The 25236-nt window shown below is 61.6% G+C and carries 22 protein-coding genes; 3 read left to right on the top strand and 19 right to left on the bottom strand.

Going from position 1 to position 25236, the window contains the following annotated elements:
• Positions 1-100 precede the first annotated feature (100 nt).
• Positions 101-802 (top strand): hypothetical protein, encoded by a 702-nt coding sequence (locus tag AC2S2E_RS02205; protein ID WP_486523536.1) that lies wholly within the window; start codon positions 101-103, stop codon positions 800-802.
• 16 nt (positions 803-818) lie between these two features.
• On the opposite strand, the gene AC2S2E_RS02200 is transcribed toward AC2S2E_RS02205, so the two are convergent.
• From AC2S2E_RS02200 to AC2S2E_RS02175, 6 genes are all read right to left on the bottom strand, one after another.
• On the bottom strand, positions 819-2015 hold the full coding sequence (locus AC2S2E_RS02200; RefSeq protein WP_127709334.1) for a GIY-YIG nuclease family protein: 1197 nt from the start codon (positions 2013-2015) through the stop codon (positions 819-821).
• Positions 2008-4074, bottom strand: a complete 2067-nt coding sequence (locus AC2S2E_RS02195; RefSeq protein ID WP_127709335.1) for a DEAD/DEAH box helicase — start codon at positions 4072-4074, stop codon at positions 2008-2010. Before AC2S2E_RS02195 ends, AC2S2E_RS02200 begins: the two co-directional genes overlap by 8 nt.
• Positions 4071-4391: a type II toxin-antitoxin system YafQ family toxin gene (locus AC2S2E_RS02190; protein WP_127709337.1), complete on the bottom strand. Its 321-nt coding sequence runs from the start codon at positions 4389-4391 to the stop codon at positions 4071-4073. Before AC2S2E_RS02190 ends, AC2S2E_RS02195 begins: the two co-directional genes overlap by 4 nt.
• Positions 4375-4668, bottom strand: a complete 294-nt coding sequence (locus tag AC2S2E_RS02185; protein ID WP_227711292.1) for a type II toxin-antitoxin system RelB/DinJ family antitoxin — start codon at positions 4666-4668, stop codon at positions 4375-4377. The genes AC2S2E_RS02190 and AC2S2E_RS02185 overlap by 17 nt, the downstream gene beginning before the upstream one ends.
• An 84-nt stretch (positions 4669-4752) precedes the next feature.
• Positions 4753-7506: a class I SAM-dependent DNA methyltransferase gene (locus AC2S2E_RS02180; RefSeq protein WP_486523535.1), complete on the bottom strand. Its 2754-nt coding sequence runs from the start codon at positions 7504-7506 to the stop codon at positions 4753-4755.
• Between the two features lie 309 nt (positions 7507-7815).
• The gene (locus AC2S2E_RS02175; protein ID WP_486523534.1) at positions 7816-8400 is read right to left on the bottom strand and encodes a TetR family transcriptional regulator; all 585 of its coding nucleotides are present in this window, start codon (positions 8398-8400) and stop codon (positions 7816-7818) included.
• Between the two features lie 76 nt (positions 8401-8476).
• Between AC2S2E_RS02175 and AC2S2E_RS02170 the strand changes: the two genes are divergently transcribed.
• Together AC2S2E_RS02170 and AC2S2E_RS02165 are read left to right on the top strand one after the other, a co-directional pair.
• Positions 8477-9526: a Rieske 2Fe-2S domain-containing protein gene (locus AC2S2E_RS02170; RefSeq protein WP_486523098.1), complete on the top strand. Its 1050-nt coding sequence runs from the start codon at positions 8477-8479 to the stop codon at positions 9524-9526.
• A 305-nt stretch (positions 9527-9831) separates the two neighbouring features.
• On the top strand, positions 9832-10179 hold the full coding sequence (locus AC2S2E_RS02165) for a hypothetical protein (protein ID WP_127709351.1): 348 nt from the start codon (positions 9832-9834) through the stop codon (positions 10177-10179).
• Between the two features lie 12 nt (positions 10180-10191).
• Here the strand turns inward: AC2S2E_RS02165 and AC2S2E_RS02160 are convergent, their stop codons facing one another.
• From AC2S2E_RS02160 to AC2S2E_RS02100, 13 genes are read right to left on the bottom strand one after another with little or no spacing between them, the layout of a single operon-like run.
• Positions 10192-12972: a conjugal transfer protein TraG N-terminal domain-containing protein gene (locus AC2S2E_RS02160; protein WP_127709353.1), complete on the bottom strand. Its 2781-nt coding sequence runs from the start codon at positions 12970-12972 to the stop codon at positions 10192-10194.
• Between the two features lie 10 nt (positions 12973-12982).
• Positions 12983-14413: a conjugal transfer protein TraH gene (locus AC2S2E_RS02155; RefSeq protein ID WP_486523533.1), complete on the bottom strand. Its 1431-nt coding sequence runs from the start codon at positions 14411-14413 to the stop codon at positions 12983-12985.
• On the bottom strand, positions 14413-15363 hold the full coding sequence (locus tag AC2S2E_RS02150; RefSeq protein ID WP_127709357.1) for a conjugal transfer protein TraF: 951 nt from the start codon (positions 15361-15363) through the stop codon (positions 14413-14415). Before AC2S2E_RS02150 ends, AC2S2E_RS02155 begins: the two co-directional genes overlap by 1 nt.
• Positions 15347-17260: a conjugal transfer protein TraN gene (locus AC2S2E_RS02145; RefSeq protein WP_127709359.1), complete on the bottom strand. Its 1914-nt coding sequence runs from the start codon at positions 17258-17260 to the stop codon at positions 15347-15349. Before AC2S2E_RS02145 ends, AC2S2E_RS02150 begins: the two co-directional genes overlap by 17 nt.
• Positions 17257-18015: a type-F conjugative transfer system pilin assembly protein TrbC gene (trbC, locus tag AC2S2E_RS02140; RefSeq protein ID WP_127709361.1), complete on the bottom strand. Its 759-nt coding sequence runs from the start codon at positions 18013-18015 to the stop codon at positions 17257-17259. The genes AC2S2E_RS02145 and trbC overlap by 4 nt, the downstream gene beginning before the upstream one ends.
• A 14-nt stretch (positions 18016-18029) precedes the next feature.
• Positions 18030-19118, bottom strand: a complete 1089-nt coding sequence (gene traU / locus AC2S2E_RS02135; protein WP_246027392.1) for a conjugal transfer pilus assembly protein TraU — start codon at positions 19116-19118, stop codon at positions 18030-18032.
• The gene (gene traW / locus AC2S2E_RS02130) at positions 19115-19762 is read right to left on the bottom strand and encodes a type-F conjugative transfer system protein TraW (RefSeq protein WP_127709363.1); all 648 of its coding nucleotides are present in this window, start codon (positions 19760-19762) and stop codon (positions 19115-19117) included. The genes traU and traW overlap by 4 nt, the downstream gene beginning before the upstream one ends.
• A complete protein-coding gene (locus tag AC2S2E_RS02125; protein WP_164852730.1) occupies positions 19762-20304 on the bottom strand; it encodes a S26 family signal peptidase in 543 nt (180 codons plus the stop codon). The genes traW and AC2S2E_RS02125 overlap by 1 nt, the downstream gene beginning before the upstream one ends.
• Positions 20288-20824 carry a TrbI F-type domain-containing protein gene (locus tag AC2S2E_RS02120; RefSeq protein ID WP_127709365.1) on the bottom strand — a complete coding sequence of 179 codons (537 nt, stop codon included), beginning with the start codon at positions 20822-20824 and terminating at the stop codon, positions 20288-20290. The genes AC2S2E_RS02125 and AC2S2E_RS02120 overlap by 17 nt, the downstream gene beginning before the upstream one ends.
• A complete protein-coding gene (locus AC2S2E_RS02115; protein ID WP_127709367.1) occupies positions 20814-21167 on the bottom strand; it encodes a hypothetical protein in 354 nt (117 codons plus the stop codon). The genes AC2S2E_RS02120 and AC2S2E_RS02115 overlap by 11 nt, the downstream gene beginning before the upstream one ends.
• Positions 21164-23710 carry a type IV secretion system protein TraC gene (gene traC / locus AC2S2E_RS02110; RefSeq protein ID WP_486523532.1) on the bottom strand — a complete coding sequence of 849 codons (2547 nt, stop codon included), beginning with the start codon at positions 23708-23710 and terminating at the stop codon, positions 21164-21166. The genes AC2S2E_RS02115 and traC overlap by 4 nt, the downstream gene beginning before the upstream one ends.
• Before the next feature lie 6 nt (positions 23711-23716).
• Positions 23717-24394 carry a hypothetical protein gene (locus tag AC2S2E_RS02105; protein ID WP_486523531.1) on the bottom strand — a complete coding sequence of 226 codons (678 nt, stop codon included), beginning with the start codon at positions 24392-24394 and terminating at the stop codon, positions 23717-23719.
• A gap of 9 nt (positions 24395-24403) precedes the next feature.
• Positions 24404-25234: a DsbC family protein gene (locus tag AC2S2E_RS02100; protein WP_486524527.1), complete on the bottom strand. Its 831-nt coding sequence runs from the start codon at positions 25232-25234 to the stop codon at positions 24404-24406.
• Positions 25235-25236 lie beyond the last annotated feature (2 nt).

Below are 25236 nucleotides of genomic sequence, written 5' to 3'. Positions count from 1 at the left end.
CCACCCCCGCACAAAAGCAGGGGTCTAGCAGGACTGGCCCATTTTTAATCCGGTGCTACCGGCCGATCCGTGGCCCCTTTTATTCCCGGTGTTCTCAGGCATGTCCAAATCCGGCGTGTCGGCTTATCTGGCCAGTTGCCATTCACGACGGCCCGTCGATTTCAAATTCGACAGCAGTTTTCGGGCAACGGTGAGCCAGGCACTGGAGCCACAGCGTGATTACTGGATTGGCGTTAAACTCGACGTTTTGGCACCCCGGCAAGTCATGATCGAAGTCAATGCTAAACGATCGGACAACCGGAGCATTGTCGGCAATGCCCGCCTTGGCGTGAACCACGATATCGTTTGCGAGGGCGATAGCCGCATATTCCCAACGCTTGTGAAGATCGTCGACTTCGCGTTGCGCTGGTACAGGCATATGGGCAAGCACTTCGGCGAGTTGCGCTGCATGGTCTCGACCGCCTTTTCTCCAGAGGACAAGCCCGAGTCTCTGGTCGCGCCATGGCCCATCGAATTTGGCATTCTGGAGCCTTCGATGGATGAGGCTTTGCGCAAGCGAGTCTCGGTCGCAACCATGGCATCGCCTGCAATGCTCGAGCTTACCATGACTGAGCGGATCCAGATCAAACAGTATGAGGAACGGGGCAGCCATTTCTTCAAAACCCGCAGCATCCTCGGGCGTGAAGCAAGGAAGCTGGCGTCGCTGGCACATACCATCGCCGCCAAGCGGCGACCGATGGCTGGTCTCGATGAAACGCTACGATTCTATCATTACATCGAGCCTGCCCGCCAAGCCTCCTAACCCAAGCTGGTGGAGGTCAGTTTTCGGCAGGGACGAACCTGGCCTCCATTGGATCATACCGAACCTGTGTGACGCTTCCGTCACTGATCCGGGAGATCAGGTCGTCGATCGCCTGGAACGGGATCAGGAACCATTCGCGCGGCTGGACGGTCCGGCCGAAGCGATCACCGGCAGCCAGGTCAAGCCGGGCCGCCGCCAAGGCTTTATGGATTAGGCCCTCCATTTTGGTGCGGTTTATGTTGAAGAGCTGGTATTCGGCGACAACCTCGACATCAGCCAGCAGGAAGGTCGGGTCATTGCGCGCATTGGCCACACGATGCGCGACGCTCTGGCCTGTCACGCCGATCTTATGGATCAGTTCCCGGTGCTCGGCGACATAGGGGTGGGCCGACTTGCTGCGCAGGACGTAAATCGTCCCACTGGCTAGATCATCAGGCTCGGCCACATCGCCAAACAGCGGGCCTGCACTCAAGTCTGTGATACGCCGCGCAGTCTCATCGCGATAGAGCGCCTTTTGGAACGACCGGGCCAGCATGGTGACTTCGGTGCCATTGTCATAGATGACTCGCACGCGCCGATCCTTGCGTTCGTAATCCGTGACAAATTCATCAGATGTATCGGCGATCATGGCCATCTGCCCGGCCACAATGAAAAGCTTGCCAGGATGAATCTCGGCAAGGGTAACCTCGGTCTGGTCAATCACCTTGGCCTGTCGCGCACCCTTTGCCAGTTCGGCCTGCACCCTGTCAAATTGCGGCTTGAAGGTCTCGAAATCCTCGCACTTTTCGCGATTGGCGATTTCTTCGGCTGCGCGCTTTTCTGCACGGGGAGGCACGTGGCGCAACTGGGTGATGTCGTCAGATGCTCCGGGAGCAATGCCAAGTTCCGCTAGCAGGGCATCGTCGCCCAATTCTTGGGGCGCTGCGGCTTCTTGGCCATTGCCATCCAGTAGGCCCTCACGATCAAGACTGGCCAGCAATTCGCGCGCTTCCGGAAGGCTGCGCAGGCGGTCTAGCCGCACCGCATAGAGGCGCTCGAAAATGTCACGGTCATCGCCGTGTCTTGGCAAATGCCCATGCTCAGCCACAAAGCGCTGGATGTCCTCAAAGCCAGCAATGATCCGCTCCTGAAGCGGCGTCAGTGCGCGCTTGGGTTCAGGTGCCGTCTCGACGCCGAGTTCGGCCAACAGTTCAAGATCGCTCAGCTCAGCCATCGGCCGCTGCCTTTGCCGCATGGCGTTGCAGGAACGCGATGCCTTCGGCCATCTTGCGCTCCCAGGCGTCCTGCGCGGTCAGCGAGGGCAGGCGTCCTCGCTCACGCTTGAATTCCAGCGCGCGTTCGGCCAGCATTCGTGCGTCTTCATAGGTTAGCTTTTCTTTCTTGGCGTTGATGATCGCCTGCACCTGAATCAGGGTCTTTTCATCCATCGCCTTGGCCAGCACGGCATAGGTCGCGTCGAACGGATTGACCCGGTCGATCAGGTCGATGTCGAGATCAGTAACGCTCAGCGCAAATTTGCGCACACCGTCGATGAAGGCGGTGCTGCCCGTAAACTCTCCATCAACCACATCGCCGACCATGGCAGCTTTGGCCTGCTGGGTCAGGGTTAGGGCGGCAATGGCGTGCTGACGAACCGCCTCCTGATCTTCGTCACTCAATTCAGGAAACTTTTCGCGGATGATCTTGCCCATTTTCAACTGGGTCAGCTCTTCGGGCACCACCTCGGTGTCGAACATTCCGCGCTCGAGAATGGATTTGTCCTGCACAAAGCTGGCGATCACTTCGTTCAGATCCTCGCGGCAGATTCGCGTTGCCTCGATGCTGGTTGGCAGCTTGAGGCCCTTGATTTCGAAATGCATCTGGCCCTGTGAATTGACGCCAATGTTGGTGGCGCCTTCCTGATAGCCATCAGGGCCATATTCAAAACCGGGCTTGGGGCCAGCATCCTTGGGCGTGAATTCGAAACGGGGCGCCAGCACCTGCTCCATCAGCAGGCTGGCCGCGATCGCCTTCAAGTAATCGTTGATCGCATCCACCACCAGCGGATCGTCCGCAGCCGGTTCCGCGATCAGATTGGTGAAGCGCGCCCGCGTCTTGCCTGGTGCATCGCGGGTGGCCCGGCCGATGATCTGGATGATTTCCGTAAGGCTGGAACGATAGCCGACGGTCAACGCATGCTCGCACCAGATCCAATCGAAACCTTCCTTCGCCATGCCCAGCGCGATGATCACGTCGACAAAGTCCCGGTCGCTGCGCGCAGCGGCGGATTTCAGCGAGGCGACCACGCGGTCGCGCTTGGAGGCATCGTCATCGACCAGATCTGCCACGCGGATCGTCGCGCCGCCCGCAGTCTTGAGCATGTGGAAGCCGGTCTCTGGATCAACACCCTGCCATTCGCCGAGGTGACCCATGATGTCCTCGGCCTCGCGATGCTTGTCCTTCAGGCTTTCGCGCGAATTGACTGAGGGAATGTGGACGATCGTCTTGACGGTCGGATCCAGCAGCGCCGAGATCTTATCGGTGTAGGGACCGGTGTAGAAGCTGTAGCCGATGTCCAGCACCTTGAGATACTGGTAACCGTTGAGTTGCTCGTAATAGGTGTAGGTGACTGTCTCGAACTTGGCCTCGTCGTCAGGCGCCAGCACGGGGATCGCATCGCCGCGGAAATAGCTGCCGGTCATGGCCACGATATGGGCCTTGTCGCGCCCGATAAGCTGAGCAAGCTGCGCCCCCAGGCGGTTGCCCGCGTCGGCCGAGACATGGTGAAATTCATCGATGGCGATCAGCGCATCGTCGAAAGCCTCGACACCCAATTCGTCAAACGCAAAGCGGAAGGTGGCATGGGTGCAGACCAGCACTCGGGCGTCGCTGGCCAAAAACTCGCCGACCGCCTTCACCTTCGATTTGGCCACCTTGGGATCATCGGCACCCGGCGCGTTGCACAGGTTCCACTGCGGTGCGACTTCCCAATCGGCCCAGAAGCCATGCTTGCTCAGCGGCTCGCTGTTGAAGCTGGCCCCAATCGAGCGTTCCGGCACGCAGACAATGGCCTTTTTCACCCCCTGGTTGGTTAGCTTGTCCAGCGCGATGAACATCAGCGCTCGCGACTTGCCCGAGGCAGGCGGCGACTTGATCAGCAGATATTGCTCGCCGCGCTTGTCAAAGGCACGAGCCTGCATCTCGCGCATACCCAGTTCATTGGGCTTGGCGCTGGCGCCGGTGCCAGCGGGGCGGAATGTGACGGTGGGGATGATGTCGGCATTCTGGGTCATTTGAACAACTCGCTATGGGTTCCGGCGCGCACGAAGACGAGCGTTCCGCCCGGTCCCGCTGTGTCGTCCACTTCGTAGATCAGCAGGAAATCCCCGCCGATATGGCATTCTCTCGTGCCTGCCCATTCGCCTTTCAGCGCGTGGTCTCGCCACTCAGGAGGCAGCGGGGCGTCGTTCGCGATCAGCAGCAGCATGGCCTCTTTGAGCTGGCGCATGTCGTAACGGCCAGACCGCGAGAGACGCTCCCAGTCTTTCCTGAATGCCTTGGCCAAATCGAACGTGCGCGGCAGGGTCGCCGCTTTATCCCTCTTTGCCATCGAGTTCGGCAAACATGGCATCAGGATCGGTAAAGCGGGCGCGGCGCTGGGCGATGATCTCGCGTGCCTCGTCCAGCGCGGCGCGGGTTTCGGCGTTGGGCACCTTCAGCTCCAGCGGGAACGCCTGGTCGACCGCGATCCGGTGGAACAGCAGGCGCACGGCATCGGAAGCCGTCAGCCCCATGGCTGCCAGCGCTTGCGTGGCTTTGGCCTTCAGCTCATTGTCCATGCGGATATGCAGCATGGAGCTTTGTGACGGCACATGAGGTGCGTTCATCGGAAACTCCTGTATCTCAAATGAGAGATACGCCAAAGGCGCCAAAAGTCAACCGAGCAGCCGTCATGCAGCCGCCCATTGTGGTCATTTTGGGCCGCCGGTCATCTTGGTGTAGAGATCGAACAGCTTTTCCAGACGTTCCGTGTCGTTTTTGAACCGGCGGCCGATGTAGATGCGCTCCAGCACCTCGTCATTTCGCTCATGCGCGTGGCGCAGGTTTTCCGGCATTTTCTCTGGATCATAGAGATCTGCTATGGTGGCCGGGAAATGCGCCTCGCGCGCCAGCAGGATGTCCTCGGCGCAGCGGGTGAGGTCGGCCTTGTTCTGTTCGGTCAGCTTGGGGACGGGGAAGGTGTTCCAGCCAAGGGTGTTGGAGTAAGAGAAGCGCATCTCCAGCCGGCCACATATGGCGTCTATCCATGTAAGGTGGAGGCGGGACGTGATAATGGCCAAAGACCACAGGGGGGCTTGGGGAATGTAAAAGGCCTTGTTTGTCGGAACAATTGATTTGTCAGCAATCCCGGCGGGAAAAAATTCTCGGTTTTCCGACGAGACTATGGGCACAAAGATCTTAACTTCCTCGTCCCCCTTCCGTTCCCGGAACTGATGTGGCCGGGAAGCTAGCTTATTCATCGCAGCATCATCGCTTTCAGTTCTGTCCCGCCGAACAGACTCGATTCGCTCCATTACCTCCGGGAAATGGTTTGCTACGTTAAGGTCGGCGTCTGAAAGCCAAAGGCAGTAACGCTGCTTGCCATTGATGAACTCCGACGAGCCGATGAAGGATCTAAAAAGGCTTTTGGGAACGCCTTTTTTTTCTAAATCCAATTTTTCAGATGGCTCGAGCATGAGTCCCGAGGATTTCGAATAATACACGCCGTATTCCATAGCGACTTTGGTCCATTTTGGTTTTTTCTCGGACCTAACGACAGTGACTTCGTGATCGGTAAGGTAAGGATTGATGTTTGTCACCTCACGGACGCTTGCATCCGAATAAATTCGTCTCAAACCTCCGGGGCGGCGATCAACTCCTGTCACCACGACAGTCACACCTGCTTTGTTCGCAGCTAGATTTGACCATTTAAATGAGGTGTGAGCAAAGCGGATGTGAAACCCCCTATTCATGAGCAGCGACCACGTAATTGGCACCTGCTGGCCTTGGCAAAGGCTATTGGTGGTCACGAAGGCAAAAGGGGCATTGCAAGCGTCGTTGTAGAGTGCGGCCTTCATCAGCCAAGCTCCGACGTAATCGACATTTTTCCACTTAGAGGTGATGCCAGAAAATACAGATTCAAGATCTTCTTTTTCTTGCTTGTCTTGCTTTCGGCTACCCTTGAATGGCGGATTACCGCAGATATATGTCTCGCCACCCTCGTTCTCGAAATCGATTTCAGTCTGATTAAGTGGCGTGTTGAACAGGTCGTCCCCATGCACCTTCACCCCCGTTCCGGTGGGCGGGCAAAGGCTGAGCCAATCCAACCTCAACGCATTCCCGCAGGTGATCCAGTTCTGGCTGTCCAGTGGCAGGAAATCGGCCAGCGCCTCCTTCTGACCGCGATACAATACGTCGCACTGGAACTCGGCAATGATCAGCGCAAGACGGGCGATCTCGGCGGGGAAGGGGCGCAGTTCGATGCCCCGGAAATTGGTCGCGGGGATCACGCTCTTGCGGTCGGGTTCGCCACGCCGGGCGTTGATGACGGCCTCAATCTCGCGCATTTGCTTATAGGCGATCACCAAGAAATTACCGCTGCCGCAGGCCGGGTCAAACACGCGAATGCGCGCCATCCGGTTGCGCAGGTTGAGCAGCTTGCGCGGATTGTCGCCCGCTTCCTCCAGCGCCGCCCGCAGATCGTCGAGGAACAGCGGGTTGAGCACTTTCAGGATGTTGGGCACACTGGTGTAATGCATGCCCAGCGCGCTGCGCTCATCATCGTCGGCCACAGCCTGGATCATACTGCCGAAGATGTCTGGGTTGATCTTCTGCCAGTCCAGATTGCCGATTTGGATCAGATAGGACCGGGCAATGCGGCTGAAGCGCGGCACATCGGTGCTGCCGGAAAAGAGCTGGCCGTTGACATAGGGAAACACATCGGCCCAGCGCGGGGTGCCTGCGGCCTTGCGATAGCGGTCATCCAGCTTGCCCTCATGGCGCGTGGGCGTATCCATCGCCTTGAAGATGGTGCTGATCACCTCATGCGTGTTGCTGGAATCGCGCTCCGACATGCGGTCGACCGTGGCTGTGAACAGCCCTTGACCGTTGAAGATGTCGGTATCCTCGGCAAAGAAGCAGAAGATCAGCCGCGCCATGAAATGGTTCATGTCGGCGCGGCGCTCGGCAGCCGCCCAGTCGGGGTTGTCTTTAAGCAGCTCGACATAGAGCTTGTTGAGTCGGCTCGTCGCCCGAATGTCGAAGGTGCTCTCACGGATCTGCTTGACCGTGGTGATGCCTGCCAAGGGCAGAAACAGGCCGAAGTGATTAGGGAAATCGGCATATTGGCAGGCGACGGTTTCGCCGGTGGCCAACTCTTCTGCCTGAAAGTCCGCACCATCGGTGGCGAGGATGAACTTGGCCTTGGCAGCTTGGGTTTTGGGGCTGGCGCGCAGGGCCTGAAGCGTGGCATCGACCTCGCCCGCAGGGCAGGTGGCAATGTGGATGTTGCTGCGCTGAAGGACGCCGCCAGGCACGTCCGAACCGTTCGACGCGCCAGTGCGCAGCTTCTTGAGCGTGGTGGCTTTGTTTCCAAAGGCCTCCAGAAAGGCATACGGAAATTCCGCCGCATCAAACGCAGCGGAGGCAAGGTCGGTGATGGCTTGTTCGATTTCAACGGCGTTCATGGTTCGACATTAGGTCGATGGTTCGTGGTGGGGCAAGTCGGCGACGCACATTTATTCCGTCTATGGTCACTTCAAGGGGGCGGTCGGAACGATAGGTTGCATAAATCGAAGGATTGAAAGTGGCCGTTCCAGCGGGGGACGCCATAGGAAGCCTCCGACCAATGTCGGTCGTTGAGGTCGGCCAATGCGAACGTCTGCGCCAGACAATAGCCGTCATTCGGCTCACTTCAGCCCGTCCGGCGGGACCCGCCGACAACCCAGACACTGCGTCGCGGCCTGCTGGATCCTGAAAGCAGGCGTTGGTTCACTTTATCCGGCTGCGGCGTTTCCCACCGCAGCGTCAGCCAATCCATTAACCAGCGCGTCCAAGCCCCCATGAAAGCTGCGTTCAAAGTCAAGTATTTGGTCCAGATAGTGGTGCATCGGACCGTTCGCTTCAAATGTCGCCCACCCCAGAGCAAAGGATATGACCGATGCCTGGTATGACAATGCCTGCTCGTGACTGAGCCCCAGCGCAGTGAGGGGCGCAGCTATGTGTTGTGCGCGCTCGGCCGGATCGGCCTGCGCGGCCGGTCGTGCCAGCGCGCATAGGCGGGCACCGTCACGGTGTGCCGCGAAGCTGCGCCGAAGCGCGCGACCAAATAGTCTCAGCCATTCCCGCCATTCCCCGACTGCGGCAACCTCGCGATAGGCAGCGGCATAAATTCTCTCGACCATCAGCCCCTGCAATTGGGCCTTGTCCTTGATGTGCCAGTAAATCGCCGGAGCCTGCACGCCCAACCTTGCCGCGAGCCGACGCATGCTGAGTGCATCTATGCCCTCTTGGTCCAGCAACTCGAATGCCGTGGAGACGAGGCGATCAACGTCGAGAGTTGGATGAGCGCGAGTAGTCATAAGTATGACTGATTGACTCCTTAACGCTGTTAAGTCAAATTGGATCTTGCAAATCGCAGCCGGAGGATCGCGCGCCATGTCATATGTTCGTAACGCCTGGTATGTCGCCGGATGGTCGCACGAACTGGCAACGGAAACCCCACTCGCCCTGTCGATCCTCGGTGAGAGGATCGTGGTCTGGCGATCAGCAAGCGGCATGCTCAACGCGCTTGAGGATCGCTGCGTCCACCGTCTGGCACCGCTTTCACTCGGCCGCTGCGAGGGCGAGGGGCTGCGATGCATGTATCATGGACTGCTCTTCAATCGTGAAGGCCGGGTTGTGGAAATTCCGGGACAACAGACGATCCCGCCCAAGGCGCATGTCCGGCGCTATCCTGTAGTCGACCGTCACAGCTGGATCTGGATCTGGATGGGCGATCAGGACAAGGCTGACGAGAACCTCATTCCGCCCGCGGTGGGCCTCGACCATCCGGATTATATTCTTGGGCACGGCCATCTGGATTATGCTGCCGAAGCAAGGCTCATCAACGATAATCTGCTCGATTTCAGTCATCTCACCTTCGTTCACGCGAACAGCTTCGGTGCCGGTCCGCAATTTGCCGAAACCCAGGCCCGGATCACGCCGCTGGACCGTGGGATCCGCTATGAACGGTGGATCGAGAACTCCCTTGGTTCATCCTCACGCAAAAGCGATGTCCCGATGGACAGCTTCATGACTTACGACTTCCTGATCCCCGGCATCCTGCTGATGACGGGCGGCGTGTTTCCGCTCGGAACCGCAAGCGCTTGTGAACATGGCACGCCGGACCTGTCAAAGGCGGTGAGTGGCGTGACATTTACCAGCCAGGCAGTAACGCCGATGAGGGACAAGAATGCGCGCTACTTCTTCTCCTGGGGCCCGCGTTGCGATCAAGGCGATGCTGCCGTGCGCGACGGGCTCATGGGCATCGCCGCGCGGGCTTTCGCTGAAGACAAGGAAATGATCGAGGCACAACAGCGCGTGATCGACGATACCGCCGATGTCCAGATCATGCCCACCAGCCATGACCGTGGCGCCACGCTGTTCAACCGTCTCGTGGAGAAACTCGCTCGTCAGGAAGGAGAAAAACCGCAGCAAGCCGCATGACGGCATATGGCAGCTATCCGCAAGTCGCGCATTGCAACCTGCCGCTCAGGAGCCCCCATTAGGAGATAGGGCTTTCGCGGCCCGACGAAGGGCCGATTTTGGCGTAGCCGGACGTTCCCAGTAGAAGCGGTGACCGTCAGAAATGTCCCAGCCCACGACATTCGGTTGTTCGCCGAATGTGGTAAATGAAAGGCGGGCGCCGACACTGCCGCATGGCGCCTTGAACTGCGGGTCTGTAGGCAGTCGTGAAGACATGCCCTTCGGATTTGTTTGCAATATGTTCCTGTTTTGCATATTCTGCTGCTATGTCAAAACTTGATGAAATCACCCAACTCAAGGCTCAGGTCGAGCAATTGACTGCTGAGAATGCAGCCTTGCGCGAGGCTGGCTTCCGTGGGTCGAAGGCCGAAGCGCTGATGGCGCTCGAGTACGATCGTATCCCCACCTTCCTGAAGAGCCATCAGGCCATTGCTTGGCAGCGGAAGATCGCCACGGCGGTGATGATTATCGTGCCGTTTATCTTGGTTGCCGTCGGAGTTTTCGGGGGACTCTATGCCTTTCGGGACCACCAGCAACGTCAAGAAATTGCCGAGCGGCTCGAACGGGTCCATTCTTCCTTCCAGGCAGATACTGCCTTTCAAACCCAGAAATAGGCCACTGCCCCATTAGGGTTTGAGGTCATCACGAATTTTAGCTCCATCGGCGTTTGCAGACGTCGCTCTCGCTTCAAACCCCCGTCTGGCCGCCGCATTATCTCCAGCCACTTGTGCCGCCCCACGCTGGATCGCAGCCCTTGCGGCATCATCGCCTGGCGCATGATGGGCCGTGCCCGACCCAACCTCGGGGTTCTGGGGCGAGTGGCGGTCCGCTGATCCTGCCCCGCGGCGGCTCTGCGGTCGAGGTGTTACCTGCGGCATGGAAAACTCAGCGGGCGCTGGCACGGCACCCATCGCCGCAGCCGGATCCACCAGACCCGCCCGAACCGGCGCCAAGCCCTCGGCCGCATATTGCTCCAGAATGCGCCCGACGATCATGTTACGGACTTCGCGCTGATGGGTGGAGGGTGTGGTGTTGGTGAGTGAGGGCGCGCCCAGATCGCGGAATTCGGGGCTTGCCGCCATTTCGGCATAGCGCGAGGCAATGACCTGGCTCATGTCGTCGGAAATCTGGTAGCCGTTGCTGCGCGAGAGCGAGGCCATGCGTTCGAGGCGCGAGCCGACTTCATCGGAGCGGGTCGCCTGCCGCTCCAACGATTGGGCTTCAGAAAAATCGCGCTCGATGGCGTGGCGCTTTTCGGAAAAGTTCTCGACTCGGTGGAAGGTGCCATCACGCCAGTAGCCGCCATCGGTGAGCGTGATGTCCTGCCCATTGGCATGGTAGCGCGTGACGCTGCTGCCCTGGCTTTGGCTGAGGCTGTCGCTGGTACCATGGGCTTCCTGATCGCTGGTGGTCTTCGTCCACCGATGATCCCACGTGCCCCCAGCGGAAGCTCCGACTTCGGCGCCCAGCACTTTGCCGCCGACACCCGCCTTCGCGCCCGCATTGATCCCAAACGTGCTGGTCTCGGCATGGCCCAGCGAGCGGCCAGAAGTCAGGTTCTCGCCAATCGTGCGGTTGGTGCCGGTATGTTGCTTCGAATCGGTCCCCTGCCGGTCGGACAATGTTGTGGTGTTCCCGCCCTGACCGCCTGTCGCCCCTTCGCTGCCGCTCGCACGGCGCGAGCCGGACGATAGGCTGTCGAGGGTGCGCATGCCCTTGCTCCAGCGCTCGGCCGAGGTCTCCCGCAGCGCATTGGCGCGCGTGTGATATTGCGCGCCGGTCTGCTGAAGGTTGCCGGTGACGCTCTGCATCTCACTGGCCGAGAAGCCGAAGCGACTGATCGCACCACTGGTGTTATAGATGGTGGAGCCATCGGCCATCGTCGAGGTGATCGTGCCATTGTCCCCGCGCATGTTGACTTGCGGGATGGAACTGGCAGCGACATTCCAGGTGGGCGCGGTGTTGACCTGATGGCCGGTCACGTTCTGGAACTGGCTGTTGCCATAGGCATAGTTGCCGGTGGTGCGCTCGACAGCCGCAGCCTCGGCCGCGTGCATCGCGGGTGCCAACATGGCGGTGGTGTTGGACGCGATGGACATGGCGCCTTTGGCCATGCCGGCAGCCATCACCGGCACGAACATGAGGAGGTAGCCGGCCAGCGTTTCCATGTTCTGGTTGACGGAATCGATGCCCGCCATCGTCGCCATCGTCATGCCAGTGGGCGCGAGCGCGGAAAGCTGCGCCGCCGAGTATTGCGTGATGAACATGTGGAGCACCGCATAGATCGGCCCCCAGGAGGCGAGATAGAAGAAGCCCGTGAGGTAGCCCTTCAGCAGTGCCGGCCCGGTCTGCGGAAACAGGAAGAGCGGGAAGACAACCGGGAACATCGCATAGAAGACGATGGTGAGGACAAGGTTCAGTACCGGCACCCAGGTCATCGCCTGCCGCGCCGCCGAGATATAGCTGTTCTGCGCCTGCACATCGGCGTGAAGCGCGGCGAAGGTGTCGCCCCCGCCAGATCCGAAATTGGCCCGCGCCTCCATGAAGGCATTCACCAGGCTGCGCTGCTGGAAGATCGTCTGCGCGCTCATCGAGGTGCCGCCGTAATAGGTCTGCACCATGGTGGGCAGATCGCTCTTGAGTTTGGCCACTGCGCTGGCGGCAGGCAGGTTAGGATAGAAGGCGGGCGCCGCTGCGTTGATCCCAGCGGTGGTCAGCGCCGGAAAGGCCTGAACGATCGCCTGATAGGCGCTCTGGCATCCGATGATCGAAGCGGTGCCACCGCCAGCGGGGATCCACGTCGTCGAGCGCGCCGGCGAGCCCGGTCCGATGGCGGAGAGCAGATCAGGCGAACTCGCCAGTGTCGACCAGCCATTCCCCTGGCCCAGCAGGATGTCATAGAAGGTGCATTGGGCCAGATAGCCCTCGACATTGGCCTTCATGATCGGATCGGCGATCGTGAACTGGCTGGTCAAATCGTTGAGCCGGGTGGGGTAAATCATCCCGCCCGCGCTATAGGTCAGCGCCGAGGGCATGGTGAAAACGCTCTCGGCTGTCTTGGTCAGCCAGTTGTTCATCTGGCTCGAGAAGCTGGCGACCATGGCAAGGCCGATCGGCACATTGGCGACCGCGCCATTGCCCGCCGTCGGGTTGATCGTGTCGGAGACGACCACCGTGGTCGTGGGCACGATCATGCACATGTACATGGCGGTGGCCGAGAGGAACCAGTGGAACAGCACCCGCCAGTTGAGCGAAAAGGCCATGACCAGCAGGCTGTAGCCTAGGCCCATCACCATCACGACTTGCAGCATCGAGCGGAAACCGCCGCCGCCGGTCCAGGCAGCGACGGCGTTGAGCACGTTGACGATATACTGACCGCCCCCGCTGGTGATGACATTGACGGTCATGGGGCTGATCTCACTGAAGGGGGTGCTGGCCGAGCGATCTCTCGAACTGGAGGGCGGCGGTCATCTGGGGGGACATGGTGTTGCGTAGCGTCGCCTCGATGCGGATCGTTCGCTCGAGGATCTGCTCGGTGCGGGTCAGCCGCTCGGAATTATGGACGACCTGCGCGTCCAGCGTCTTGGTCACATCGCGGAGCTGATCCTGCCACTGCTTGAGGGTCAGCGGATCGGCGTTCTGGAAGGAAGATTGGCCGTCAGTCACGAGTCTGTAGAACTGGCCAACGATGGTTTCCAGCAGGTCGACCGAGGTGATTTCGGCAAGGCTGGAAATGTCAGCCGTGTTCATGCCGCCAAAGCTCGCTGCGGCATTGACCACCATGATCTTGTAGAGCGGGATCGTGGTCGCGCCGAGCAGGCCGATCTCTTCCGACGTCAGTTGCTGGTTGCCCTGAATGCGCCCGGCAATGTCGATCAGCAGGTTGTAGACCCGCGTCTTGAGCGCATTGGCGGTGCTGACCGAGAGGCTGGTCTGCGAGGGGTTGAGGCACTTGTCGGTGGTGTCGCAGGCATAGATGGTGGCGCTGTTGCCGCCATCGAGCAGCGCGGTGATGAGCGCTGGATCGCCTTGGCCAAGAAACTTGAAGGTTGGGCCTTGGGTGTCGCTGGTGCCGGGCTGGTAGATCACCGTGCCGACAAGGCTCATCAGATATTGTTTGAAGGCGGTGTCGAAGCTTGGGTATTTCTGGCTCAGCATTACCCAAGTGTAATTGTAGGGGCCGGCCGGGATTGTGCTGTCCGAGTTCCCCTTGATGGTCGAACTTTGGCTGCCTCCTGTGCCGCAGCCCTGCTCGGACGATGCCCAGTCAGAGAAAACGCCCTGACTGTTGCCGATGATCTTGCAGAATTGGCTGTCGCGCGCCCCTACCATACCGGCAAGGCCGGCTGCCACCTGTTGGCCTGCCTGACAGGCATCGAGACTGTGCTGGGTGAACTGCTGGACCTTTTGCATCATCTTCTCGATCGAGGTTCCGATCTGCGAGGAGATGGCGTTGATCGCGAGGTCGAAGACGAAGGCCAGCGCGCCATTGGCCGCAGCCTTCATGGCGGCGACGATCTGGTCGGTGTTGATGAAAGAAAAACCGCCCGTGAAAATGTCGATGCCGCCGCAGCCTGCCTTGACGCTGGGCATTTGCAGCGAGCCCAACTGGTAGGTCGTCTGGGCGGGAAAACGGACCCAGAGGTTTCCTCCAGAGTAATAGCCGCCCTGCTGGCCGTTATAGGCAACGGGGCCGGTGGCATTAGCCGCCCCGCCGAGGTTCGAGAAAAACGAATTGAGCTGGCCGTTCACATCAGCCTGCGCAGTCTGGACGCAGAGCAGATTGCCCAGCGCCAGCACCGTGACCGCGCGGGCCAGCCAATGGCGGATCGCTTGGGGCCAGCGCATCAGAAGTCGCTCCCCGGCTTGACGCTGGTGAGGTAGAAGATGCGTTGCAGCACCTCGTCCTCGGCCATGATGCCGTAACCGATCGGGATCGGCTTCTTGAGGTAAGTGTCGAAGAGCACGAGCGCCGGTACCTGACCGCCTTCAAGGCCCATCTTCTCATATTGCCCCTGGTTTACGACATAGCGCGGAAAGGCGGGTGTCGGGCCACCGTCCATCGAGACCGGCAGGACCGAGAGGTGGTATTTGTCCGAGAGCGTTCGGACGATGGGCGAGAACACCTCGCAGGCCCCGCAGGACGACGAGTAGAAGAAGAACAGCCCATAGCGTTCCGAGAGCGAGGCGATGACGGCCTCACGGTCGGTTTTGCGCTGGGCGAGCCATGCGGTCTTGCCCAGCGTGCTGACCGGGCGTTGGAGCGTGTAATCGAGATCGGGGTGCTGCCAGATCGCGCGTTCCCAGACATCGGCAAAGGTCGAGGCGCGGTCGAGTTGCTCGCGCTGGTAGCGGACATAGGCGATGATGTTGTCCGAGGTTGGCTCGAGGATTGCCTTGGCCTTTAGTTCCTCAAGGCGCGCGCCGATCTTGTCGAGCTGCTGTCGGTAGGTTGGAGAGGCGGCGCTGGCCGAGGCCGCCGGCTCGCTGGGCTTGGGTTTCGGGCGCTCGCAGTAGAACCAGGTGCCCAGCTTACGCTCGCCGCAATAGAAGGGATCGCCGGTAACGCTGGACGTGTCCACATGTTCACCTGTGGCGCTGTCCAACTGTTCACGCGTGGACGGGTTCACATCCTCACGATTGGACGTGTCCTCCTGTTCCAGTGTGAGGCTGGCTTGTGGGCTGTCCATCGCCATGAGCGGGCTGGCCGCAAGAAGGCTGACGCCAGCGAGCAAGGCGGCGAACGTGGCGGTGATCGGGCGTGAAGCTTTGCGCATGGCGTCAGGATCCTTGACCATGGGTTTGGTAGTAGGCTTGGACCTTCTGCTGGATCTGGGCGGAGGTCTGGAGCGAGGCGGGCAGCGACACGGCGCTGGTGAAGTCGGCAAAGACTTCCGCGAAATCCATCTTGGAGAGGTCGAGCTTGGAGAACTGGTCGACGGTGAAGCCGGTGCAGGTGGGCGATTGCGGGCTCCCGAAATCCAGCCCCAATTGCGCGCGGCCTTGTTCCTGGATTACGCGGGCGAGCTTGGACTGGTAGCAGCAGTAGCTCTTGCGCATGGTTGTGCAGACGAAGAGGGCTTTTTGCGAGCAATATTCGCCGACATAGTGGCACAGGCCCATGCGGTCCTTGACGTCGAGCTGCATCTCCTCGCCCGAGCACATGAAGAGTGGCAGGAACTGGGTTACAAGGCCAAGCAGCATGGCCGGATTGCCCGAGGCGAGGCCGATGGCGGCCGTGGCGGCCGCAGCGCCGGTCAACAGGCCGGAAACCTTGCCTGCACAGCAATTGACAAGGCCGAACAGCGGCTTGTGGCAGCCGGTGGCATCGCCATCAAAGATCGTCAGCTTGTTGGCGTCAAACTGCTGCTTGGCGTCCTTCATCGCGTTCATCGCGACCAAGGTCTTGGCCAGATCAGGCGCTGGCGAGGTCGGAAGCTGGGTGCAGCTTCCATCGATGCAATAGACGTCCCCGCTGCACGAATAGGCCTGGGTGGTCTGGCTCGTGGCCGGGGTCGTGCATTTGTAGACCTCGCTCTTGACCTGGCAGGCGCCAACCTGCGGGCTGTCGAGGCAGACCTCGTGGTCGAAGCTGCAATTGCTCTTGGCCGACAGCGTTGCGCAGTCGTTCGCATTCGAGAGTGTGCTGCACTGGTAACTCGCCTGCCATTGCCAGCAATCGTGCGTGACCGCGACGCCATTGATGGTGCGAGTTGTTGGCGAGGCCTCGACGCAGACCTGGCTGGGTTGCAGGCAGGTCTGGCCCGTGGGCAGAGCCTTCAGCTTGGCCTGGCAATCGGCATTGTCGACGCTCGAGCCCTGATAGATCTGGATTGGCCCGACATAGGCCGCGCCCGGCACACCCGGCGCCTGATCCTGCGGCGGAGGCTCGAAGCAGAGCGTCGTGTGATTGATGCAATAGGTCTTCGAGGCACTCGCGCCGTAATTGGTCTGCGCGCCGCAATTGTAGGTCGTGTCGGTCTCGGTGAAAACCATGCCGAGGCCCGCGCCGGGCGGCCAGTTGGTGACCGAGGGCTTCTTGGTCTGGCTGACCTGCGTGCAGGAAGACTGGCTGGCGAAACTGCCACAGTCTGAAACCTCGCCCCAATAGAACGTGCCGCCGGTGTTGGGGTTGTAGATGTCCCATTCCGAGGTGTGGCAGGTGTATTGGTAGGCGCTGGTGAACTGGTTGGTCCAGCCAATCGTGCAGGAGAAGCTGCTGTCGGTTTCGGCCGTGCCAATCTGGCAGGAATCGTAATAGGTGCTGCTCGTGCCGCTGCTGGCCGGAATGGGCTGGCAATTGCCCTGTGAACTCCCCACTATCCCGGTGTAGCTCGTCGGGCTGCTCTCGACCTGCTTGGCGCTCGAGAGGCCAAGGCTTGAGGCATCGACCACTGGTCGGTTCGGGTTGGTGACGATGGCATAGGGCTGCGAGGTGACTGCGGCGACCGCGCCGTCCCCTGCAAGGCTGTTCGGGTTGGACAGATACTGGCCTTGCGGCAGATCGGCGCCGCCATAGCCCGGCACGGCATTGGGCGCGGACTGGCTGGTGACATTGCCGGTGACCTGGCCCTGCAACTGGCTGGCAATCGCGCTGGCCGCAGCCTTGGGATCGACGGTCTGGGCGGAAAGTGGCGCGCTAGCGAGCAATGCCCGGCAAGCCAAACCCACCAGCAAGATCGCGCGCCCCCTCATGGCATGCGGTCCAGATTGGCCAGCGCTTGTTTTGCAACCGGCGCGCCCGGGCCACGACCTTGCGCGATGGTCTCGAGCGCGAAATGGGTGGTGACGTTGCCGGCGATGCGGTCATAAGGCGTGGGTCTGCTGGCGCAGTCCTCGCCCGAACACAGGTCGAAGCTGGACGAAGCCGCGACATAGGTGGGCACCGCCTCAATGCCAAAGGCACGGAAAAGCCGCGGATCGATGCTGACATGAGCGCCGGACGTATCGCCGATAGCTTCGTGGAGCGCTGCCATGAAGGGCTTGGGGCCACCGGGCGAGAACCCCCTGAAGACCACCATGCCGCCCGCCTTGGAAACGTCGGCAATCATTCGTTTCAGGGACTCGGGCGGCATCGACAGGCTGGCAAAGGCAATCAGCATCGGGGCAGCTTGCGGGGATGGCGCCATGCTGTGGCCAGCATCCGCCACCAGCGCATCGAGATCGACTGCATCGCCGGTCGGGGCCATTTGAGCTCGAACAGCGGCCTCAGCCTTCACCTTGGCCTGAGAACGCTCGACCAGCGCCTCGACATCCTCAGCCAGATCAGCGTTGGCCTCGGCCTGATGGCCCAGCACCTGGTCGACGAATTGACCGAGGTTGCGGGCATGGGCCTGCGCTGCCTTGTTGATGGCATCGAGATCGAGGCCATCGACCGTGGTCTGGGCCAGCACCGTGCCGACACCGCCGAGGGCGACCAGTGAGCCGAGCAACAGGAGAGATTTGCGCATCTTTGTCCCTCCCATCAGAACGCGCAGCAATTGCGCTTGCGCCACAGGAGGTAGCCCACATCCTCGCCCACCACCGGATAGGTGTGCGAGGTGAGTTGGACAGCCGTAGATCCACCGGGAGGCTGGCAGGCATAGCGGCCTGAGGTGGCCGCGACCGGATTGACCATTTGCAGCCGGTATTGCTGCTTACGCATGATCGGCATGATATATTTGCCGCAGAGGCCCTGATCCCCCATCGTGCCCCAGGCCAGCGCGGTGCGGTGCATCTTGAAGACCATGCGCTCGGCCGCAAGCCGCATCGACTGGTCCATCGTATCGTTGTTACCGATGTTGCCGGTCATCGGATACATCGAGCCATTGCAGCCTGCGCACCAGAAGAGTTGGTCGAGCGGCAGCGCGGCGGTGGCGGCGACGCAATCGGCAGCACAAGCAACCTGCGCCAGCGGAAAATCGAAGACCACGGTCTCAGGATAGACGAGCGCGGCCAGCGTATCATCGTTCCAGGTCGGGTCGATCTCGGTCATATAGGCCAGATCGAAGGAGGCGGATTCAAAGCAGATGAAATCCCCCAGCAGTTCGAGCAGATAGAACAGCGGGTAGACGTAATAATGTGCCTGATACTGGGCGCTCATCTGCGTGTTGCCGCCCTTCTGTGAGGCGGTCGAGACATGGCCGTTGCCCACATACATGCCAGGATTGATCGTCAGCCCGCCAAGGTTGGGGAAGCAGAAGGGCTTGGTCGTCACGTCGATCAGCCGCACCGGCTCCCAGAATCCGAAGGATAGGCCCGGTCGGATGCCGCAGAGGCACACCGGCAGGCTGGGATTGGACGGATCGGGCTTGTCGCTCGGCCAGAGGTGGAAGCCGCCGATCGAGAGCGGAAAGAAGCAGTCCCAGCAGATGTCGCTGATGGGATTGGGGAAATGGCCGTGGCAAGTAGGTGATCCCTGCGCCTGCGCCACCTGCGCCGAACCCAACGCCAGGCTAGCGGCGAGCATCGCCCAGAATTTGCCCAAGCGGCGACGGGGCGCGCGGCGCGCTGCCTTGCCGGTGCGAAGACCACGCCCAAAGCGTTGCCAGAAGACAGGGCGGATGCGCTTCATCGGCGTTCTCCGGCTTGCGGCAGCGCGACTTCGCGGATGTCGAGATGGTCGCCCTGCTGGACGAGCAAAGCGGGCGTATGGGCGATGCCGAACTTGCCCGTGAGGCTCCCCATCTGGTCGAAATAGAACCGGCGCTGGGTTGCCTTCATGAGATCGGTGGGCGAGCCTTTGACCAGCACGATCCAGAGCTTGTCCGGCGCCCCCTGGCGCATGGCCCACTCGCGTTCAGCCGCACTATCCCCATCGATGAAGGCGAAGCTGTGGGCGAGATTGAGATGGGTCAGCGGATTGAATCGCTGGCCCTGTGCGGCAATCAGGTTGCCGCGTGCATCGCGGATGTCCTGAGAGAGCGTGACGCTCGGATCAAAGCTCCAGCGCCTGTCGCTGGTGGCCGGCGTGATCCCTGCCACAGCGTGGGGCCGGCGTACGCTGGCCTGTGCCGCCTCGACAAAGCGCTGGTTCATGGCATCGAGCTTGCCGTTCTGCCGCGCAGCCTCGAGGCGCGCCTTGATGACCGCGAGCAGATCCGGCTCGGCAATCGACCAGGTCGGGCCAAACGTCCCGAAATCGCGGGCGCTCGCCATCATCGGCGCTGAGCCGATCCCCAGCACGGCGAGCAGGATCGAGGCGGGACCGGCGCGCATCACAGAATCGGCGTCCCGATGCCGATCAACCGGTCGCGGCAGACAAAGCCGATCGCGGCATAGCGGCTGTCGAACCCGTCCCTGTGCGGGCTTCCGGCATAGATACAGCCTGGCGGGATTGTGCCAAGCGGGCCGGGCACCAGATCCTCGCCCTGATGGGTCTTGGGCTTCAAGTGGGCGATGGTCTTGCCATTCACCTGCACGGCGTCGCCTGTGCGGGTGACGACATCGCCCGACACGCCATAGGTGATCTTGGCGAAGGGCTTGGGATCAGCCCCGAAATGCTTGATGACCAACGGATCATGACCGGGCGCGAAAACGACATAGTCACCGCGCGCGGGAAAGCGCCCGGTCTCGACCAGCAAAGCCCAGTTGGGGAGCGATTCGCTCGCGTTGATGAGGATGGCGTGGTGATCGTGCCAATCCTTGAGTGCGGACCAGCCAAGCGCTGCGCCGCCGATCAGCGCTATCCCGCCGAGCTTGAGACGCAACGACGACGCGCGCGGTGCCGCGACTGGCGCAGCTTCACTTGCTGCTGCCATGGTCGGCTCCCTTGGCATCGAAGAACTGCTGCATCTGCACGGCGGGGCTCTGAGATGAGGCCGGCTTGGCCAGGCTGGCCGTGACTTCGTCGCGGACTTGGGGCGTGATGTCAGGGACATCGCCAGCGACCACAGCATTGCTCAGCAGCAGAACCTCGCCCTTCGCCGCGTGGCGAGCGACCGCGAGGTTGAGCGCCTTGATGTAGGCGCCGGTTTCCGCCGTGATCTGGTCAGGTGTGGCGCCGCTTCGGGCCTCGGCCTGAACGTAGTCCCGCACGAGGTCGGCCAGTGCCACTTTCCGGATCGTGGTCACGCGCTGCTCGAGGCCGAGCAGCTTGTGCGTGGTCCAGCTTCCCCAGAGCAGGCAAGCGCCGGAAAGGCCCATGGCGAGGATCTGGCGGCGATTGCTGGCAAAGAAGGCCACCAGTGAGCGGCGCCTGCCGGTCACGGCAGCAGGCGTGGGAATTGCTTTGAGCCCCAAGGGCAATTCTCCCTGCGGCAGCGGGTTGTCATCGTGCATCGGAGGGTTTCCCTTTGTCGGAGGCGTCCTCGAAGGCCCGCGCAAAGCCGCCGCGGCGGAAGAAGGCGACAGTCAACAGGATCGCGAAGAAGCCGATAATGACTTGGCTGTCGAACTGGTCGCGGCGGATGGCGTTGGCCGCGACATAGCGGTCTGCGAGATTGGCGAGCTGCGCCATGGTGACGGGCAGCGAGAAGTCGCCGATCGCAAAGAGGATCAGAGCCAGAACGCCGGCAGCGGCCAGCACATTGACGGCAAACCAGCCCGTCAGGCGCAGAGCGCAGGCGGCCACCGCGCCCCAGTTGATGGAGGTGGCTTTCGTGCCGGAGCGCCGCGGGGTCATTGCCGTGCTCCCTTGGCGCTACTATCAAGGCCGTAAGCCACGCATTCGATGGCCTCAGCCATGGTGGCGCCGCGCGCGACTTCGGCCTCGATCCGGGCATAGACGGCGGGGCTCGACGAATAGAGCGTGCCTGAGAAGGGATCGAGCACGAGGCGGCAGACGGTCTGTGTGTCCGGGCCTCGGATCAGCAGGTCGGAATATTCCGTGCCGTTGCGCTTCAAGGAACGCAGCAGCGCGTCGGTGAAATTGTCCATCTCGAAACGGTCGGACTTGCGGAAATCCGCGATGGTCTCGGGCTTCTGCTGGAGCACCAGCATCCAGTCGGAGTTTTCCAGCGCTGCCTTCGAGCCGCCCGACTTGTAGAAGTCATTAATTGACTGGGTCGCGGTGATGAGCGAGGCGCCATATTTGCGGCAGGTGCGCGAATAGGTCTCGACGAAATCCGCCATCGCGCCCCCCTTCAGCATCGCCCAGGCCTCGTCGATGATGAGCGCCTTGGGGATCTGGCGGTCGAGCTTCCTCATCGTCTGCGAGGCGACGAACATGATCGAGGTCAGGACCACGCTGCGCAGTTCCTCGCGCGAGGAGAGGTCCGACAGCTCGAAAACCGTCAGGTCGGCTGAGAGGTCGAGATTGGTGTCGCCAAGGAAGAACGGGCCATAGGTGCCGGCTTCTGAGAACGGCAGCAGTGCCGTCGCCAGATCGTCGGCCTGCGGATGACCGGCAGCGCGCAGCGCGGCGATGATGCCATCGACCGTGCCCTCGCGCGCTTTCTCGTTCCAGACGCTGTTCACGGCGGCGTCGATCAGCCCGCGCTCAGTGTCGTTGAGGCGGTTCTCGTAGCGCGCCATCTGGCTGATGATGGCTTTGAGCATTGCGAGACAGTCGACCAGATAGTCCTCGTCACCCGCAGCAAGCTCGAGATCGATCATGCGGAACGGGTTGATCGAGATGCCTGAGGAGAGCTTGAACTCGGTGAAGGTGCCGCCCAAGGCCTTGGCCATATGCTCGAAGGAGCGGCCATCATCGATGACGATGGTCTTGGCATTGACCCCGGCAAGGCTGGCGGTCAGATCCTGAAGCAGCACCGATTTGCCCGAGCCGGATTTGCCAGCGATCGCGACATTGTGGTTGCCGGCATTGTTCTGAAAAGGCGACCAGAACTGGGGCTGACCGCGCCGTCCGATGAAAAGCAGGTGCGGGATGGCCCCGCCATTGTATTCGCCCTGGACGGGAGCAAGCGCCGCCACATTGGCCGAGAGCACGGTGCGGAAGCGGCGCATCCGCATGAGATCGCGCGACAGGCCATCGGCCAGCGTCAGCGGGAACGAGGCCAGTAGCCCGCCGGTCTGGAGATAGGTCTCGTCGATCAGATCCCAGCCAGCGGCCTTGTAGATCGCCTTGAGGGTGCGTTCATTCACATCGCCCCGGCCGAGCGGCGAAACCATGGTGACGCTGTAATATATCTGGACCAGCTTCTGCCCCAGACGGACCTGCGCCTGCACATGTTCCCATTCAGCAGATTGCGTCTTGAGGGTGGGAACAAGGCGCGCGGCTTTGCCATCGGCCAGCGCCGTGGTGCGGGTGAATTTCCAGCCTGCCTTGGCTTCGGAGGTTTCGGCCGAGGGGATGATCCCTGCGATCGACTGGAGCACCGGGCACGGCAGGCAGAGCTTGGGATTGAAGATGTCGCCGATGACCTTTTGCGTATCCCAGGGCGCCCAGCGCTCGGGGAAATAACGGACCGACATGGTCCGAACATCGAACTCATGCGGGCTCACGTCGGCCATTTCGGGCGCGCCATCGATCACCAGCCCTGAGGGCCGCAGCGAAGGCGCCTCGAGGATCAGCCGGTCCTTCTCGACGCGGGTGACGAGATCGCGGCGGATGCACTGCTCGTTGATCGGATCGAACGGGCTGTAATCGGGCGCGTCATCGCCCGCGCCCGTCGCAGGGCAGACTACATCGTCGATGAAACGGATGAGTTCGGTTGGGCTGAAGATCCGCGTCTTGACGTTGATCGAATCGAGCGCCGAGGTGATCCCGTCGCGGATGCCAAGCAGTGTCTCGGTATCAACGCCAGAACCCACGCCAACACCCACGGCAAAAAGCACGCGGAATTGGCGCAGATGGAAGGGGCCATCGGTCGCGAGCGATGCCCAGGCACCGCCGCGCAGCAGATCGAGCCGGTAGCGAGCCAGCTTGTTGAACACCGCACCGGCGCGGACGCGCGGCAAGGCCCACTCTTGCAGCTTCTCGGCGATCCGGGGCGAGGCATAATTGATGATCTGGAATTCACAGCCCGCCACCAGCACATCAGAGATGATCGAGGTCAGAATGTCGCCGATGCGCTCATCGGCCCCTATGAGCGGGGCCAGTTCGAGGATGAAGCCTTTCGAGCGGGTGAGATGGAAGATCTGCGTCTCAGCCGCATAGGCGCGGTAGCCGAGGAAGCTGGCGAGCATCGGCACATCGCGTGATTCTGCGCGATGTTCGGGCGCCTCACTGTCGCCGGTGACAAGTTCGATGAGCCGGGCGAGCATGGCGCGTCAGTTCCCCTGCGGCGGGAAGGTCGCCGCGTTGGTCTTCGCTTGCGTTGGCTGGGAGGCCGGAGGCTTTGGCGTGCCGGGCTGTTCTTGGGGCTGGTTCAGGGTCGCCTTCACCTTGTCCTTGATCGCCGCGACCGGATCGCCCGGAGCGATCGGAGCGGCGGCGTCTGCCTTGGGCTTTGCCTGCATCGCTGGCTTGGGCGACGGATCCATCAGCGCCATGTCGGGAGCCAATTCTGCAATGGAAAGCAGGCTCATTTCGGCGCCTGTGCCCATGGCTTTCGCGTCGAGCGACGCGCTGGACAGCTCGGAAGCAAGCGGCGCGTCGACGGGGACAAAACCGGTGGTGCGGGGATGGAGGCGCCCCGAACCATCGCGCCAGGGCAGATAGACGATTTTGAGCACCGGCCGAGCTGGGCCGACAAAAGTCCATGCCTTCTTCTCCTTGAGATTGGGGGCCGCCTGAGTTCCAATGGCAACGGGGTCGTCATTGGGCGTGGGCGCGTTTTTGCTCTCGGCCCCGGCGTCGATCGCGTGGATGGCGCTGTCATCAATGGTGGTCGATGGCGCGCAGGTGCCGCGTGGCGCGCTGCACACGAAACCGCCTTTGACGTTGGAGTGGAACATCGAGCAACCGGCCAGCGGCATCAGGCCGAGCGCGGCGATGATGGAGGACATGCGCATGGGTCAGGCGCCCCCCTTGAGCCAGCTTTCGAGGAATTCACGCGGGCGGAAGCCCAGCAACACCGCGCCATCCTCACGGACCAGCACCGGCGTGCCGGTGAAGCCATGGGCACGGGCGAAGGCCTCGTTGGCGTCGAGGCCGCTGGTGTCGCAGGCGCGTTTCGCGACCTCCTGATCGCCATAGGCCCACTCCATGGCAGCAGCCTTATCCTCGGCGCAGATCACGGCTTCGGAAATCGCCCGCGTGCCGAGGATCGAGATCGGCCGCTCGGTGACGCGAACACCTGTGGCCTTGAGGGTCTGGTGCAGCGCGCGACAATAGCCGCAGTGGAAGTCGCTGAAGACCGTGACTTTGGGCGCGTTGGCATTGCCGCTCCCCCATTCGATGGCCCCATTGGCCGGAAGGCTGGCGAGGCTCACCTTTTGAGCGGGGGCCGAGGCCGGCGCCGCAGTGGATTGGGGACGTGATGGCGCGAGGCCCGCGCTGTCGGTCTCCTGCGCCTTGGCCGAGGCGGCCGCGCCGACCAGCATATCAGGATTGATGGCCAGCAGGCGCGCGGCGGTCAGATCCTGGTGCGTCTCCATGTCATAGATCCGCCCGACGATCAGATAACGGGCCGAGGGATCGATGTAGAAGAGGTTGGTCCCCGCCTGCACCTCGCAGATGCCGGGGATTTGTCCGCAATCGACCTTAGTGACGGCGGTGCGCGGCAGGCGCTGGGTCAAAGCCCGCATCGCTGCCGCATCCCTCGCCAGAGCAGGACGAGCGCGCGTTGCCGTCGCGGCGCGGGCCTCGGCGATGGTCGGCAAAGTGCTCAGCACAAGCCCGAGCATGG

The organism is Novosphingobium sp. 550D (assembly GCF_057401885.1).
The sequence above is the reverse complement of the archived record's forward strand: the minus strand, read 5'-3'. Positions and strand labels throughout refer to the sequence as shown.